Consider the following 14,845-nt stretch of genomic DNA (forward strand, 5'->3'; position numbering starts at 1 on the left):
GCAGCACAGCCCCGGGTTCCACCCCGTACCGGGGGGGCGGCCGCCCGGACGGCGCGGGGGATGTGGCATTAATGCGGGGGGCCCCCCGGTCGGGGGGCCGCCCTCTTTCATGCCTGCGTCACTTCTTCCTGCCGCGCTTCTCGCGCACCCGCACCGAGATGTGGATCGGCGTCCCCTCGAAGCCGAACTCCTCGCGCAGGCGGCGCTCGATGAAGCGCCGGTAGCCCGCCTCGATGAAGCCGGAGGCGAAGAGCACGAACCGCGGGGGCTTGGTGCCGGCCTGGGTGCCGAAGAGGATGCGCGGCTGCTTGCCGCCCCGGATCGGGTGCGGGTGGGCGGCGACCAGTTCGCCGAGGAAGGCGTTCAGTCGGCCCGTGGGGACACGGGTCTCCCAGCCGGCCAGTGCCGTCTCGATCGCCGGGACCAGCTTCTCCATGTGGCGTCCGGTGAGCGCCGAGACGTTCACCCGGGGCGCCCAGGCGACCTGGCCGAACTCGGTCTCGATCTCGCGCTCCAGGTAGTAGCGGCGCTCCTCGTCGAGGGTGTCCCACTTGTTGTAGGCGATGACGAGGGCGCGGCCCGCGTCCACGGCCATGCTGACGATGCGCTGGTCCTGGACCGAGATGGGCTCGGAGGCGTCGATCAGGATGACCGCCACCTCGGCCTTCTCCACGGCTGCCGCGGTGCGCAGCGAGGCGTAGTAGTCGGCGCCCTGCTGGAGGTGGACGCGCTTGCGGATGCCCGCCGTGTCGACGAACTTCCAGGTGATGCCGCCGAGTTCGATCAGCTCGTCGACCGGGTCGCGGGTGGTGCCCGCGACCTCGTTGACGACGACGCGCTCCTCGTTGGCCACCTTGTTGAGCAGCGAGGACTTGCCGACGTTCGGGCGGCCGATGAGGGCGATGCGGCGCGGACCGCCGACCGCGGTGCCGAAGGTCTGCTCGGGCGCCTCCGGCAGGGCTTCCAGGACGGCGTCCAGCATGTCGCCGGTGCCGCGGCCGTGCAGCGCGGAGATGGGGTGCGGCTCGCCGAGGCCCAGGGCCCACAGGTAGGCGGCGTCGGCCTCACCGCTCTGGCCGTCGACCTTGTTGGCGGCCAGCACCACGGGCTTGCCGGCCTTGCGCAGCAGTCGTACGACCGCCTCGTCGGTGTCGGTCGCGCCGACCTTGGCGTCCACGACGAACACGACCGCGTCGGCCGCCTCGATCGCGTACTCGGCCTGTGCGGCCACCGAGGCGTCGATGCCGAGGACGTCCTGCTCCCAGCCGCCGGTGTCGACGAGCTTGAAGCGGCGGCCCGCCCATTCGGCCTCGTAGGAGACGCGGTCGCGGGTGACGCCGGGCTTGTCCTCGACGACGGCCTCGCGGCGGCCGATGATGCGGTTCACCAGAGTCGACTTGCCGACGTTCGGGCGGCCGACGACGGCGAGAACGGGCAGCGGCCCGTGACCGGCCGCCTCGATCGCCCCCTCGACGTCCTCGACGTCGAAGCCCTCTTCCGCGGCGAGCTCCATGAACTCCGCGTACTCGGCGTCGCCAAGCGCTCCGTGGTCGTGCTCCTCGCCCGAGCCGTCGGAGTGGATGTGGTCGTTCATGAAGTCCGTACCTCGTTCATCGTGGTGATCGGTGGAGCACCCGTTTTCTCCGGGTTGATCCACTACTCAGTGTCGCCTAGCGCCCGGTCAGGCGCCTGGCGTTTTCCAGGTGTGCGGTGAGCTGCTTCTGGATGCGTTCGGTCGCCTCGTCGAGCGCCTTGCGCGTACGTCGTCCGCTGCCGTCGCCGGCCTCGAACGGGTCGCCGAAGACGACGTCGACGCGGCTGCGCAGCGCGGGCAGCTCCTTTGCCAACCGTCCGGGCCGGTCGGAACTTCCCAGTACGGCGACCGGGACGATCGGGGCACCGCCGCGTACGGCGAAGTACGCGAGCCCGGCGCGCAGTGCGGCGAAGTCGCCCTCGCCGCGGGTGCCCTCCGGGAAGATCCCGAGGACGCCGCCGTCGGCGAGCACGCCCAGTGCCTGGGTGATCGCCCTACGGTCGGTGGTGTCACGGTCCACCTTGACCTGCCCGATGCCGAGCAGGAAGGGGTCGAGCGGCCCGATGAACGCTTCCTTCTTGATCAGGAAGTGCGTGGGCCGGGGCGCCACGCCCATGACCATCGGGCCGTCGATGACGTGGGAGTGGTTGACGGCGAGGATCACCGGGCCGGTGGCGGGGACCCGCCAGGCGCCGAGCACCCGCGGCTTCCACAGGCCGTACATCAGGCCGACGCCGATACGCCGCCCGACCTCGGCGCCCTTTTCCGAGGGCACGGACGCAACGCTCACTTCGTGGCCCGCTTCTCCTCGACGAGCGTGACGACGCACTCGATGACCTGCGCCAGTGTGAGCTCGGTGGTGTCCACCTCGACCGCGTCGTCCGCCTTGGCGAGCGGCGAGGTCTTGCGGCTGGAGTCGGCCGCGTCCCGCTTGATCAGGGCCTCGCGGGTGGCGTTGACGTCGGCGCCCTTCAGCTCACCGCTGCGGCGGGCGGCCCGCGCCTCCGGCGCGGCGGTGAGGAAGATCTTCAGGTCGGCGTCGGGCAGCACGGTGGTGCCGATGTCGCGGCCCTCGACGACGATGCCCTGCTCTGCAGTGGCCGCGATGGAGCGCTGCAGCTCGGTGATCCGGGCGCGCACCTCCGCCACCGCGCTGACCGCGCTGACCTTGGAGGTGACCTCCTGGGTGCGGATCGGGGCGGCCACGTCGGTGCCGTCGACCCTGATCGTGGGGTTCGCCGGGTCGGTGCCGGAGACGATGTCGGGCTTGCCGGCCGCCGCGGCGATCTCCGACGGGTCGTCGATGTCGATCCCGTTGCTCACCATCCACCAGGTGATCGCCCGGTACTGGGCGCCGGTGTCGAGGTAGCTCAGGCCGAGCTGGGCGGCGACGGCCTTCGACGTGCTCGACTTGCCCGTGCCGGAGGGGCCGTCTATGGCGACAATCACGGGCGGGGCGGCGCCGTTTTCCACGGGGGGACACCTTCCTGGTGCGTGGTGGGAGTGTGCGGGGACGCAAAAGCACCCCGCACAAGGTTACTGGCTCGCCGGAGGCCTCCTTGACGGGCGGATCCGGAGGCCTCGTCACCGGCGGATTGCCGAGGGACTTCCTACTGGCGGATGGCCCAGCCCCGCTCCCGCAGTGCCGCCGTCAGGACCGGCGCCGCCTTCGGCTCCACCATCAGCTGCACCAGACCGGCCTGCTGCCCGGTCGCGTGCTCGATCCGTACGTCCTCGATGTTGACCCCGGCCATCCCCGCGTCCGCGAAGATGCGGGCCAGCTGGCCCGGCTGGTCGTCGATGAGGACGGCCACGACCTCGTAAGCCCGCGGGGCCGACCCGTGCTTGCCGGGTACGCGGACCTGGCCCGCGTTGCCGCGCCGCAGGACGCCCTCGATGCCGACGGTGCCCTCGCGCCGCTTGTCCTCGTCGGAGGACTGCAGCGCGCGCAGCGCCCGGACCGTCTCCTCGATGTCGGCGGCGACGTCCCCCAGGAGGTCGGCGACCGGCCCGGGGTTCGCGGACAGGATGTCGATCCACATCCCGGGGTCGGACGCGGCGATCCGGGTCACGTCCCGGATGCCCTGCCCGCACAGCCGTACGGCGGCCTCCTCGGCGTTCTCCAGGCGCGCGGCGACCATGCTGGAGACCAGGTGGGGCATGTGGGAGACGAGGGCGACGGCACGGTCGTGGGCGTCGGCGTCCATGACGACCGGCACGGCACGGCAGTGCGAGACCAGTTCCAGGGCGAGGTTCAGCACCTCGGTGTCGGTGTCCCGGGTCGGCGTCAGCACCCAGGGGCGGCCCTCGAAGAGGTCGCCGGTGGCGGCCAGCGGGCCCGACTTCTCGCGGCCCGACATCGGATGGGTGCCGATGTACGAGGACAGGTCAAGGCCGAGCGCCTCCAGCTCGCGGCGCGGGCCGCCCTTGACGCTGGCGACGTCGAGGTAGCCGCGGGCGACGCCCCGGCGCATCGTGTCGGCGAGCACCGCGGCCACGTGGGCGGGCGGGGCGGCGACGATCGCGAGGTCGACGGGCTGTTCGGGCGCCTCGTCGGTGCCGGCGCCGAGCGCGGTCGCCGTGCGGGCCTGTTCCGGGTCGTGGTCGGCGAGGTGGACGACGACGCCCCGCTGGGACAGGGCCAGGGCGGCGGACGTACCGATCAGGCCGGTGCCGATGACGAGGGCGGTTCTCACTGGGCGATGTCCTTGCGCAGGGCGGCCGCGGCGCCGAGGTAGACATGCGCGATGTCGGCGCGGGGCCGGTCCGACTCGATGTGCGCGAGGACGCGGACGACGCGGGGCATGGCGCCCTCGATGTCCAGTTCCTGGGCGCAGATCAGCGGGACGTCCACGATGCCGAGCTTGCGGGCCGCGGCGGCCGGAAAGTCGCTGTGCAGGTCGGGCGTGGCCGTGAACCAGATGCTGATCAGGTCGTCGGGGGTGAGCCCGTTGCGCTCCAGGACCGCGGTGAGCAGGGCCCCGACCTGCTCGTCCATGTGGCCGGCCTCGTCCCGCTCGAGTTGGACGGCGCCCCTCACCGCTCGTACCGCCACGACGATGCTCCTTGCTGATGTACGGCTCTTGGTGCATCCAGCCTAGTCAGCCCACGTGGGGCCGGTGCGCGGCGCCCGCCCGCTGAGACGGGGCGCGTCCTGCGGCGAACCCCGCCCATGTCACTCGTATCGCCCAATTCCGCTACTTGGGGTGAGAAAGCCCCCGTGCGCCTCTGGACTCGGGGCCCCCGTTCCGCTCTCATGGCAGGAAGCTCGCCTCGGGGGAGGCCCTTCATGAAGCGCTCCGGACCACTCGTCACTCTGCTCGCGGGACTGCTGCTCGGCCTTTTCATGCTGTCGCTGAACGCGACGACGGGGACGAAGAGCGCCTCCACCTCGTACGCCGAGTCACCGGAGGCCACGGCCTCCCCGACGCCCACCAGGACGACCGCGTCCCCTTCACCGTCCTCGCCGTCCCCTTCCCGCACCCAGGTCCCCGACGGCGACTACGCGGGCCGTACCACCGACGACTCCGCCGCCGTCGCCGTGACGCTGAGCGACGGCAAGGCGATCGCGTACTTCTGCGACGGCCGCGCGAAGGAGTCCTGGCTGAAGGGGGACGTCGAGGACGACGGCACCATGAAGCTCACCGGCAAGCACGGCGCCGAGCTGAACGGCACCATCAAGGAGGGCAAGCGGATCAGCGGCACCGTCGACATCGACGGCGACCGGTACGCCTTCACCGCCGACAAGGCGAAGAAGCCGTCCGGGCTGTACCGGGCCACGGCGACGGTACGCGGCGCGAAGGTCGACGGCGGCTGGATCGTCCTGCCGGACGGCCGGCAGGTCGGCATCCTCACCCGCGACGACGAGCCCTCCCCGGCACCGCGGATCGACCCGGAGACCGGCGCGGTGACGGTCGACGGACAGCAGCTCACGGCACGCCCCGTCACCCCTTGACCCTTCCCGGAGTCGTTCATGACCGTCGACCCGAACGCCGCCACCCAGAACTTCCCCTCCCCGGAGCCCCGCCACCGCCGCCCGCACCCCGCCCGCTACCTGGTGCCGGCGCTCGTCGCCGCCGCGGTGGCGGTGGGCCTCGGCGTGTACGGCAAGGTCCACGACCCGGCCGGGACCGCCTTCAACCTGGCCGGCTTCAGCAGCACCGGGGCGGTGAAGTCGTGGCTGGCCACCGCGGCGTTCTTCTTCGCACTCGTCCAGGTGGTCTCGGCGGCGATGGTGTACGGCAGACTGCCGGGCCCCCGCTGGTCACCGGCCCTGCACCGCTGGTCGGGCCGGGTGGCGTTCCTGCTGTCGGTTCCGGTCGCGGTGCACTGCCTGTACGCCTTCGGCTACCAGACGTACGAATCGCGCGTTTTGTGGCACTCTCTGCTGGGTTGCTTCTTCTTCGGTGCCTTCAGTGCCAAGATGCTGCTGCTCCGCTCGGAGCGACTGCCCGGCTGGCTGCTGCCCCTCGTCGGCGGCCTGGTCTTCACCGGGCTCACGATCATCTGGCTCACCTCTGCCCTCTGGTTCTTCCGCACCTTCGGAGTGACGACATGACTCAAGGCCCGACGCGGCGCACGATTCTTCTCGCGACGGGTGCGGCGGCACTGACCGTCGGGTGCAGCGAGTACGGCGACGAGGGCTCCGACGAGGACACCGGTGCACCCTCGTCCGTCGACGCCTCCGCCGGGCAGGAACTGGCGAAGACGAGCGACATCCCGGTCGGCGGCGGCACGATCTTCCCGGACGAGAGGATCGTCGTCACCCAGCCGAAGGAGGGCGAGTTCAAGGCCTTCTCGAACATCTGCACCCACCAGCAGTGCCCGGTGGCCAACGTCTCCGACGGCACCATCAACTGCACCTGCCACGGCAGCAAGTTCAGCATCACGGACGGTTCGGTGGCCAAGCCTCCGGCGACCAAGCCGTTGCCCGAGAAGCAGATCAAGGTGTCCGGGGAGTCGATCACCCTGGCCTGACCCGTCAGGCGTCCCAGAGCGCCCCGAGGGTCACCAGCTCGCCCTGGTACTCGATCCGGTCCGCCCACTCGGACGGCCAGGCTTCCGCACCCAGGTACGCGCCGGCGAAGGCACCCGCGAGGCACGCGATCGAGTCCGAGTCGCCGGCCGTGCAGGCGGCCCGGCGCAGGGCGGTCACCGGCTCGTCGGCGAAGAGCAGGAAGCTCAACAGCCCGGTCGCCATGGCCTCTTCGGCGATCCACCCCTCACCGGTGGCCAGGCACGGGTCGGTCTCGGGCGAGGGCGTGCGCAGGGCCTCCTGAAGGCGGTCCAGGATCGCCAGGCACTCGTCCCACCCCCGGGCGATGAAATGCTCGGGGCCGGGGTCCTGACTGCGCGTCCACAGGTCTCCGAGCCAGCGCTCGTGGTACCGGCTCCGGTTCTCCACGGCGTACGACCGCAGCAGCCCGACCAGTTCCCCGGGCTCGGCCCCGTGCGCGAGCAGCCGTACGGCGTGCGCGGTGAGGTCGGAGGCGGCGAGTGCCGTCGGATGCCCGTGCGTGAGGGCGGACTGCAACTGGGCGGCGCCCGCGCGCTGTTCGTCGCTCAGCCCCGGGACCAGACCGACGGGCGCGACCCGCATGTTCGCGCCGCAGCCCTTGGAGCCGATCTGGCTGGCGTCCTGCCAGGGCAGGTCCGGACGTTCGAGGAGCGCGCAGGCCCGCAGGCAGGTGTTGCCCGGGGCCCGGTTGTTCTCCGGGGAGCGGTTCCAGGCGATGAACTCCCGCCGCACGGGCTCGGCCATGTCGGGCCCGAGCACCCCCCGGTCCATCGCCGTCCGCAGCCCCTTCCCCAGGGCGAGCGTCATCTGCGTGTCGTCGGTGACGATCGCGGGCGTCGGCAGCGCCATCTCCCGCCACGGGCCGCACTTGGCGAGGATCGACGGCACGTCGTTGAACTCGGTCGGGAAGCCGAGAGCGTCACCGAGGGCGAGCCCGATGAGCGCCCCCGTGGCGGCGCGCTTGGTGAGGGTCGTGGTCATGCGGGGCGTCCTTCCCGGGACGGTCGGAGGAGAGGCGGTTGCAGGGCGGTGGCCGGACCCGCCCGGTACAGCGCGGCCGGTTTGCCACGGCCGCCGGTCAGCCGGGCGGCACCGGGTACCGCTTCGACGAACCCGGGCGTGGCGAGCACCTTGCGCCGGAAGTTGGGCCGGTCGAGCGCGGTGCCCCACACGGTCTCGTAGACCTGCTGCAGCTCGCCGAGCGTGAACTCGGGCGGACAGAAGGCGGTGGCGAGGCAGGTGTACTCGAGCTTGGCGCCGACGCGTTCATGGGCGTCGGCCAGGATCCGGTCGTGGTCGAAGGCGAGCGGCCGGACGGAGGCGTACGGCACCCAGCGGGCCTGCGCCGCGTCACTGCCGCCGTGCGGTTCGGGCGGGTCGGGCAGCAGTGCGGCGAACGCGACCGACACGACCCGCATCCGGGGGTCCCGGTCGGGCTCACTGTAGGTCCGCAGCTGCTCCAGGTGCAGCCCGGACACGTCCGCGAGGCCGGTCTCCTCGGCGAGCTCCCGCCGAGCGGCCGTTTCCGCCGACTCGTCCGGCTGCACGAAGCCGCCGGGCAACGCCCAGTGCCCGGCGCACGGTTCCTGTCCGCGCTCGACGAGCAGTACCTGCAACACGCCCGCGCGCAGGGTGAGCACGGCGAGGTCGACGGTGACGGCGAAGGGCTCGTGGGCGTACTTGTCGTAGACCTCCTTGCCGCCGTTCACCCGCACCCACCTTCTTAATAGTCAATACGACTATAAAGAGGCGGGTGCGGCTCCACAACCCCCTGGGGGCGACGCGGTGCGAACCCCGCCACCACCGCCACCGCGTGGAAGGCGTCCGGTGAGCCGTATCGCGCAGTGCGGGGTCGACGAGGGAGTCGGGAGCGGCTGCAGCCACGGGACGTCCGTCGCCGGGGCGCTCAGCGGCTCCTCAGGCGCGTCCGAGGGCCCGCCCGGCCCCCGAGGGCAGCGGACGCCGCGTACGGCTCTCCAGCGCCGTCAGACACACGTGTTGATGGGGATCCGACGAACTCGTCGCGGTCCGTGAGGGAAAACGAATCGGCCGGCCCCGACAGAAATCCGGGACCGGCCGCACGCGCGCGTGAAGAGGCGGGACTACAGGTCGACTTCCTTCATCAGCATGCCGACCTCGGTGTTCGACAGCCGCCGCAGCCAGCCCGACTTCTGGTCGCCCAGAGTGATGGGACCGAAGGCGACGCGGACCAGCTTGTCGACCGGGAAGCCGGCCTCGGCCAGCATGCGGCGGACGATGTGCTTGCGGCCCTCGTGGAGGGTGACCTCGACGAGGTAGTTCTTGCCGGTCTGCTCGACGACCCGGAAGTGGTCCGCCTTCGCGTACCCGTCCTCCAGCTGGATGCCGTTCTTGAGCTGCTTGCCCAGGTCGCGCGGGATCGGGCCCACGATGTGCGCGAGGTAGACCTTCTTCACGCCGTACTTGGGGTGGGTCAGCCGGTGCGCCAGCTCGCCGTGGTTGGTGAGCAGGATGACACCCTCGGTCTCGGTGTCGAGCCGCCCGACGTGGAAGAGCCGCGTCTCGCGGTTGGTGACGTAGTCGCCGAGGCACTGCCGGCCCTCGGTGTCCTCCATCGTCGAGACCACACCGGCCGGCTTGTTCAGCGAGAAGAACTGGTACGACTGGGTCGCGACTGTCAGGCCGTCGACCTTGACCTCGTCGTTCTCCGGGTCGACCCGCTTGCCCTGCTCCAGGACGATCTCGCCGTTGACCTCGACCCGCGCCTGCTCGATCAGCTCCTCGCAGGCACGCCGGGAGCCGTAGCCCGCGCGCGCGAGGACCTTCTGCAGCCGCTCACCCTCCTGCTCGGCGCCCGGGAAGGTCTTGGGCAGCTTGACGTCCTTCTTGTCGGCGTACCGCTCGCGGTTGCGCTCCTCGGCCCGTGTCTCGTACTCGCGCGAGGTCGCCGGGGCCGACCGCCCGCGCTGCTGGGGCCTCTTCGGCCCTCCCTTGGCGCCGCCGCGGGCCGCGCCACCGCGCCCCGCCTTCGGGCCCTCGTGAGACGCGCTGGGGCCCACGTCGTAGCGGCGCTCCTCGGGGCGGGGCTTGCTGGGACGGCCCTGACCCTGGCCCTGGCCCTGGCTCTTGCCCTGGCCCTGCGCCTTGCCCGGTCCAGGCTTCTGGCCCCTGTTGTTGCCGGCCCCGCGGGGGTTACCGCGCCCACCGCTCTTGCCGCTACCGCTACCGCTGCCACTGCTTCGCATCAAAGTTCCGTCGTTGTCGTGTTCGGCATGTTCGTCCTGGGACCGTCGTCCGGCTCCGGAGCATCCGGATCGAACGACGGTACGGCTTCCTGGGTCTCGGCCTCGATCGCCTCCGCCTCTGGGAGGAAGGGCGCGAGCTCCGGGAGCTCGTCCAGACCGCGCAGGCCCATCCGCTCCAGGAAATAGTTCGTCGTCGTGTAAAGGATCGCACCTGTTTCGGGTTCCGTGCCCGCCTCCTCGACCAGACCGCGCTGGAGGAGGGTGCGCATCACGCCGTCACAGTTGACTCCGCGGACCGCCGAGACCCTGCTCCGGCTGACCGGCTGGCGGTAGGCGACCACTGCCAGGGTCTCCAGGGCGGCCTGGGTGAGCCGGGCCTGCTGGCCGTCCAGGACGAAGCCCTCGACGGCCGCCGCGTACTCGGGACGGCTGTAGAAACGCCAGCCGCCGGCGATCAGCCGCAGCTCGAAGCCGCGCCCCTGCACGGTGTACTCGTCGGCCAGCTCCCGCAGCGCGTCCCCGATCTGGCGCCTGGGCCGCTGGAGGATCTTCGCCAGGTGTTCCTCGGTCGCCGGCTCGTCCACGACCATGAGCACGGCCTCCAGGGCCGGCTTGAGGTCGAGGTCGGCGACTGTGCGCGGCCCGGCCGGGACGTCGGTGTTCTCCTCGCTCACGGTTTCTTCTCCTCCTTGGGCACCTCGGGCGGCCGGTCGAACTCGTCGGTGACCACGGGCTGGGCGTCCCCCTCCCCACCGGTCCAGCGCACGAGCAGCTCCCCGAGAGCGGTCTCCTGGTCGAGGGCCACGGCCTTCTCCCGGTACAGCTCCAGCAGGGCCAGGAAGCGCGCCACGACGGTCAGGGTGTCGTCGGTGTCCTCGACCAGCGTCCGGAAGCTCGCCTCCCCCAGCTCCTTGAGCCGCGCGACGACGATCCCGGCCTGCTCCTGGACACTCACCAGCGGCGCGTGGATGTGGTCGACGTACACCTGCGGCTTGGGCCTGGGCTGCATCGCCTTGACGGCGAGCTTCGCGAACCCTTCCGCGCCGATGCTGATGACGACCTCGGGCAGCAGCTCGGCGTGGTGCGGTTCGAGTCCGACGGTACGGGGGTAGCGGCGGGCCTCCTCGTCGAGGCGTCCGCTGAAGATGTCGGCGATCTGCTTGTACGCGCGGTACTGCAGGAGCCGCGCGAACAGCAGGTCCCGGGCCTCCAGCAACGCCAGGTCGGCCTCGTCCTCCACCTCGGCGGCGGGCAGCAGCCGCGCGGCCTTGAGGTCCAGCAGCGTGGCCGCGACGACCAGGAACTCGGTCGTCTGGTCGAGGTCCCAGTCCGGGCCCATCGCCCTGATGTGGGCCATGAACTCGTCGGTCACCTTGGACAGGGCGACCTCGGTGACGTCCAGCTTGTGCCGGGAGATCAGCTGGAGGAGCAGGTCGAAGGGCCCCTCGAAGTTGGAGAGCCGGACCTTGAAGATGCCGTCGGAGGATTCCTCGGCCGCCACGGGGACGGGCGGCTCTGCGAGAGCAGGAACTCCTGCCGGAGCAGAAGGCCCTGCCGCAGCGGAAGGCCCTGCGGGAGTCTGCGGCCCTTCGGGGGCCGGAGCCTCCGCAAAAGGAGCGGGAGGCTCCGTAACGGGCGGCTCCTCCACCGGAGCCGGGGCCTCGAGAGGAGCTCGATTCGCCCCCGGCCCCTTCCCCAGCGCACGCCGACGGCCGGCGGTGGCGCCGGAGACGGGGGGCACGTCGTTCGAGGTCATGGCCCCCGCAGGCTACCGCTACCGCCCGCGCAGCCGTCGTACGAGGATGCTTGCGTCCCCGCGGGACTCCAGGTCGGCCAGCACGACGGCAACGGCCTCACGGACGATCCGTCCGCGGTCGACCGCCAGCCCGTGCTCGCCGCGGAGCACCAGACGCGCGTGCTCCAGATCCATGAGCTCCTCGGCGGACACGTACACCGTGATCTTCTCGTCGTGCCGCTCCCGCCCGCTGGGCCGACGTGAGGCCGCCCGTCCGCGCTTGCCGCGTGGCGCGGCACCCGAGGCAGAACCTTCCTGCGTGTCCTGACGACGTCCGGAGCGGTCCGAGCCCCGGCTGCGGGACTCGCCGGTCTCGGCCGGCTCCGCGTCGGTCGCCACGTGCTCCGCGCCGTCGCCGTCACCGCCCTGGGCGGGTACCGACTGCGGTCCGTCCTCGGACGAGGACGCAGGCGATGTCGCCGCGGCCCCGTCGGACTCCCCCGCGGGGGCCGGCACCCGGGCCTCTCCGTTGGCCCCACGCCGGGGAGTGGACGCCTGGAGCGCCGTTCCCCCTGTCGTACGGAACAGTTCGTCGGCCCCCGGCAGACTCACTCGGCGTGACACCGGGCGAGCACCTCCCTGGCGAGCTGGCGGTAGGCGGCGGCACCGACGGAGTTGGAGGCGTACGTGGTGATCGGCTCGCCGGCGACCGTGGTCTCGGGGAAGCGGACCGTGCGCCCGATGACCGTGTGGTAGACGTGGTCGTCGAACGCCTCCACCACGCGCGCGAGCACCTCACGGCTGTGCACCGTGCGGGAGTCGTACATCGTGGCGAGGATCCCGTCGAGCTCCAGCTCCGGGTTGAGCCGTTCCTGGACCTTCTCGATGGTCTCCGTCAGCAGCGCGACACCGCGGAGGGCGAAGAACTCGCACTCCAGGGGCACGATCACCTTGTGCGCGGCCGTCAGGGCGTTCACCGTGAGCAGGCCGAGCGAGGGCTGACAGTCGATCACGATGTAGTCGTAGTCGGCCATGAGCGGCTTCAGGGCGCGTTGCAGCGTCGACTCGCGCGCCACCTCGGAGACCAGCTGGACCTCGGCGGCGGACAGGTCGATGTTGCTGGGCAGCAGGTCCATGTTGGGGACCGCTGTCTTCAGGAGCACCTCGTCGGCCGCCATGCCCCGCTCCATGAGCAGGTTGTAGACCGTGAGGTCGAGCTCCATCGGGTTGACACCGAGACCCACCGACAGCGCGCCCTGCGGGTCGAAGTCCACGAGCAGCACACGACGGCCGTACTCCGCGAGGGCGGCACCCAGGTTGATGGTGGACGTCGTCTTGCCGACGCCGCCCTTCTGGTTGCACATCGCGATGATCTTCGCGGGTCCGTGATCGGTCAGCGGACCCGGGATCGGGAAGTACGGCAGCGGACGACCGGTCGGGCCGATGCGCTCACGGCGCTGACGGGCAGCGTCGGGCGCGAGCGTGGCCGCGTACTCGGGGTCGGGCTCGTACTCGGCGTCGGGATCGTAGAAGTGCCCGTCGGGCAGTTCGTCGTAGTCGGCGAAGTGGTTGTGGGGCGCGCCACTTCCGTCGCCGGCCATGGCGTTCACGTGATGGCCATCCATGCTCTGGTGTGCTGGCTGAGTCACCCCTGAGATCCGGTGACTCTGGTGGGCTGTGAAGGTGCGCACCGCAACGGAGCCGACAGCCTCGAACCCCGCGGGGCCCTCGGCCCGTGCAGGCATTCCTGGTTGACCACCCCCGGGAGAAAATGTCGACTCATTCACAAGTCGTCTTACCTCCTTGGTGACCAGGAAATTTCTAGACAGGTCAGCGTGGCACCATGCCGACGGTTGGCGACTCTATGGCGTGTCGGGCGTCCGCAGCAACACAATCCGCCGGACCCGGCAGGATGTGTCGGCAATGAAACATCCCTCTGTCAAGGGCGTACGGCCGTCGCACGGTAGGTTTCACCGGTGTACGAATCGGTTCAAGGGTTACGTTCGAGGCGAGTTGACCTAGAGCCGCAAAGTGACCATACACACACCGGGCCGGACCTTTGTCGGGCAAGGTCCGGCCTGGTGCGCGGTGTTGACGACCTGTGTTGACGTATCGCCTTTTACCTAATGGTGACTTAGCGACGGCGAACTGCCGCTTCGAGCTCCGGGCGCTCAGCCGAGCAGCGTCTCCAGCTCCACGTGCTCCAGGCCGTGCGCCTCGGCGACCTCCCGGTAAACGACCCTGCCGTCATGGGCGTTGAGCCCCTTGGCCAGAGCGGAATCCCGGCGCAGCGCCTGTGCCCAGCCGTGGTCGGCGAGCTCGACGATGTACGGAAGCGTCGCGTTGGTGAGGGCGTAGGTGGAGGTGTTGGGCACCGCGCCGGGCATGTTGGCGACGCAGTAGAAGACCGAGTTGTGGACCGGGAAGGTCGGCTCGGCGTGGGTGGTCGGACGGGAGTCCTCGAAGCAGCCGCCCTGGTCGATCGCGATGTCGACAAGGACACTTCCGGGCTTCATGCGCGACACGAGCTCGTTGGTGACCAGCTTCGGCGCCTTGGCGCCCGGGATGAGGACGGCACCGATGACGAGGTCGGCCTCCAGGCAGGCCTTCTCGAGCTCGAAGGCGTTGGAGACGACGGTCTGGATCTTCGTACCGAAGACCTTGTCGGCCTCCTTGAGCTTGTTGATGTCCTTGTCGAGCAGCGTCACATGGAAGCCCATGCCGATGGCGATCTGCGCGGCGTTCCAGCCGGAGACGCCGCCGCCGATGACGACGGCCCGGCCGGCCAGCACACCAGGGACACCGCCGGGCAGCACACCACGGCCGCCGTTCGCGGCCATGAGGTGGTAGGCACCGACCTGCGGGGCGAGGCGGCCGGCGACCTCGGACATGGGAGCGAGCAGCGGGAGCGCGCGACTGGGCAGCTCGACCGTCTCGTACGCGATCGCGGTGGTGCCGGACTCGATGAGGGCGTCCGTGCACTCCTTGGAGGCGGCCAGGTGCAGGTAGGTGAAGAGCGTCTGGTCCTTGCGGAGGCGGTGGTACTCCTCGGCGATGGGCTCCTTGACCTTGAGCAGCAGGTCGGCGGTGGCCCACACCTCGTCGGCGGTCGGAAGGATCTGCGCGCCGGCGGCGACGTACTCGTCGTTCGTGATCGAGGAACCGACACCGGCATCGCGCTCGATGACGACCTGGTGGCCGTGGCGCACCAGCTCGTGCACGCCGGCGGGGGTGATGGCCACCCGGAACTCGTTGTTCTTGACCTCGCGGGGGATGCCGACCTTCACGTCGATCACGGTCCTTGGCTCAGAGGATGTCGGGGCATTGCAAGACAT

Annotated in this window: 16 protein-coding genes; 3 read left to right on the top strand and 13 right to left on the bottom strand. The window is 70.7% G+C overall.

Going from position 1 to position 14,845, the window contains the following annotated elements; all coding sequences use genetic code 11:
* Positions 1 to 118: 118 nt before the first annotated feature.
* From der to aroH, 5 genes are all read right to left on the bottom strand, one after another.
* Entirely contained in the window at positions 119 to 1,594 is a 1,476-nt protein-coding gene (gene der / locus ACFWWR_RS41210; protein ID WP_383875254.1) for a ribosome biogenesis GTPase Der, read from the bottom strand.
* A 76-nt stretch (positions 1,595 to 1,670) separates the two neighbouring features.
* Positions 1,671 to 2,258 carry a lysophospholipid acyltransferase family protein gene (locus tag ACFWWR_RS41215; RefSeq protein WP_384309143.1) on the bottom strand — a complete coding sequence of 196 codons (588 nt, stop codon included), beginning with the start codon at positions 2,256 to 2,258 and terminating at the stop codon, positions 1,671 to 1,673.
* Between the two features lie 62 nt (positions 2,259 to 2,320).
* A complete protein-coding gene (gene cmk / locus ACFWWR_RS41220) occupies positions 2,321 to 3,007 on the bottom strand; it encodes a (d)CMP kinase (protein ID WP_383875252.1) in 687 nt (228 codons plus the stop codon).
* A 137-nt stretch (positions 3,008 to 3,144) separates the two neighbouring features.
* The gene (locus ACFWWR_RS41225) at positions 3,145 to 4,230 is read right to left on the bottom strand and encodes a prephenate dehydrogenase (RefSeq protein WP_384309119.1); all 1,086 of its coding nucleotides are present in this window, start codon (positions 4,228 to 4,230) and stop codon (positions 3,145 to 3,147) included.
* The gene (gene aroH, locus ACFWWR_RS41230; protein ID WP_266442119.1) at positions 4,227 to 4,589 is read right to left on the bottom strand and encodes a chorismate mutase; all 363 of its coding nucleotides are present in this window, start codon (positions 4,587 to 4,589) and stop codon (positions 4,227 to 4,229) included. The genes ACFWWR_RS41225 and aroH overlap by 4 nt, the downstream gene beginning before the upstream one ends.
* Before the next feature lie 234 nt (positions 4,590 to 4,823).
* On the opposite strand from aroH, the gene ACFWWR_RS41235 reads away from it, so the two are divergent.
* Genes ACFWWR_RS41235 through ACFWWR_RS41245 form a run of 3 tightly spaced genes read left to right on the top strand, consistent with a single transcriptional unit; the run spans position 4,824 to position 6,511 of the window.
* The gene (locus tag ACFWWR_RS41235) at positions 4,824 to 5,489 is read left to right on the top strand and encodes a hypothetical protein (protein WP_384309122.1); all 666 of its coding nucleotides are present in this window, start codon (positions 4,824 to 4,826) and stop codon (positions 5,487 to 5,489) included.
* 18 nt (positions 5,490 to 5,507) lie between these two features.
* Entirely contained in the window at positions 5,508 to 6,092 is a 585-nt protein-coding gene (locus tag ACFWWR_RS41240; RefSeq protein ID WP_383875248.1) for a DUF6529 family protein, read from the top strand.
* Complete coding sequence (locus ACFWWR_RS41245; RefSeq protein WP_383875246.1) at positions 6,089 to 6,511, top strand: Rieske (2Fe-2S) protein; 423 nt, start codon at positions 6,089 to 6,091, stop codon at positions 6,509 to 6,511. Before ACFWWR_RS41240 ends, ACFWWR_RS41245 begins: the two co-directional genes overlap by 4 nt.
* Before the next feature lie 4 nt (positions 6,512 to 6,515).
* Here ACFWWR_RS41245 and ACFWWR_RS41250 read toward each other — a convergent pair whose 3' ends face one another.
* The 8 genes from ACFWWR_RS41250 to ald form a co-directional block, all read right to left on the bottom strand.
* Positions 6,516 to 7,532 (bottom strand): ADP-ribosylglycohydrolase family protein, encoded by a 1,017-nt coding sequence (locus tag ACFWWR_RS41250; protein ID WP_384309125.1) that lies wholly within the window; start codon positions 7,530 to 7,532, stop codon positions 6,516 to 6,518.
* Positions 7,529 to 8,260, bottom strand: coding sequence for an NUDIX domain-containing protein (locus ACFWWR_RS41255; protein ID WP_384309128.1), 732 nt, complete (start codon positions 8,258 to 8,260; stop codon positions 7,529 to 7,531). The genes ACFWWR_RS41250 and ACFWWR_RS41255 overlap by 4 nt, the downstream gene beginning before the upstream one ends.
* A gap of 393 nt (positions 8,261 to 8,653) precedes the next feature.
* Positions 8,654 to 9,775, bottom strand: coding sequence for a pseudouridine synthase (locus ACFWWR_RS41260; RefSeq protein WP_384309130.1), 1,122 nt, complete (start codon positions 9,773 to 9,775; stop codon positions 8,654 to 8,656).
* Positions 9,775 to 10,449, bottom strand: coding sequence for an SMC-Scp complex subunit ScpB (gene scpB / locus ACFWWR_RS41265; protein WP_383875238.1), 675 nt, complete (start codon positions 10,447 to 10,449; stop codon positions 9,775 to 9,777). Before scpB ends, ACFWWR_RS41260 begins: the two co-directional genes overlap by 1 nt.
* Positions 10,446 to 11,531: a segregation and condensation protein A gene (locus ACFWWR_RS41270; protein ID WP_384309132.1), complete on the bottom strand. Its 1,086-nt coding sequence runs from the start codon at positions 11,529 to 11,531 to the stop codon at positions 10,446 to 10,448. Before ACFWWR_RS41270 ends, scpB begins: the two co-directional genes overlap by 4 nt.
* Before the next feature lie 18 nt (positions 11,532 to 11,549).
* Complete coding sequence (locus ACFWWR_RS41275) at positions 11,550 to 12,134, bottom strand: hypothetical protein (RefSeq protein ID WP_383875235.1); 585 nt, start codon at positions 12,132 to 12,134, stop codon at positions 11,550 to 11,552.
* Positions 12,119 to 13,255 carry a ParA family protein gene (locus tag ACFWWR_RS41280; protein ID WP_383875233.1) on the bottom strand — a complete coding sequence of 379 codons (1,137 nt, stop codon included), beginning with the start codon at positions 13,253 to 13,255 and terminating at the stop codon, positions 12,119 to 12,121. Before ACFWWR_RS41280 ends, ACFWWR_RS41275 begins: the two co-directional genes overlap by 16 nt.
* Before the next feature lie 426 nt (positions 13,256 to 13,681).
* On the bottom strand, positions 13,682 to 14,806 hold the full coding sequence (gene ald, locus ACFWWR_RS41285) for an alanine dehydrogenase (RefSeq protein WP_383875231.1): 1,125 nt from the start codon (positions 14,804 to 14,806) through the stop codon (positions 13,682 to 13,684).
* Between the last annotated feature and the right edge of the window lie 39 nt (positions 14,807 to 14,845).

Source organism: Streptomyces sp. NPDC058678, assembly GCF_042714835.1.
GTDB lineage: Bacteria > Actinomycetota > Actinomycetes > Streptomycetales > Streptomycetaceae > Streptomyces.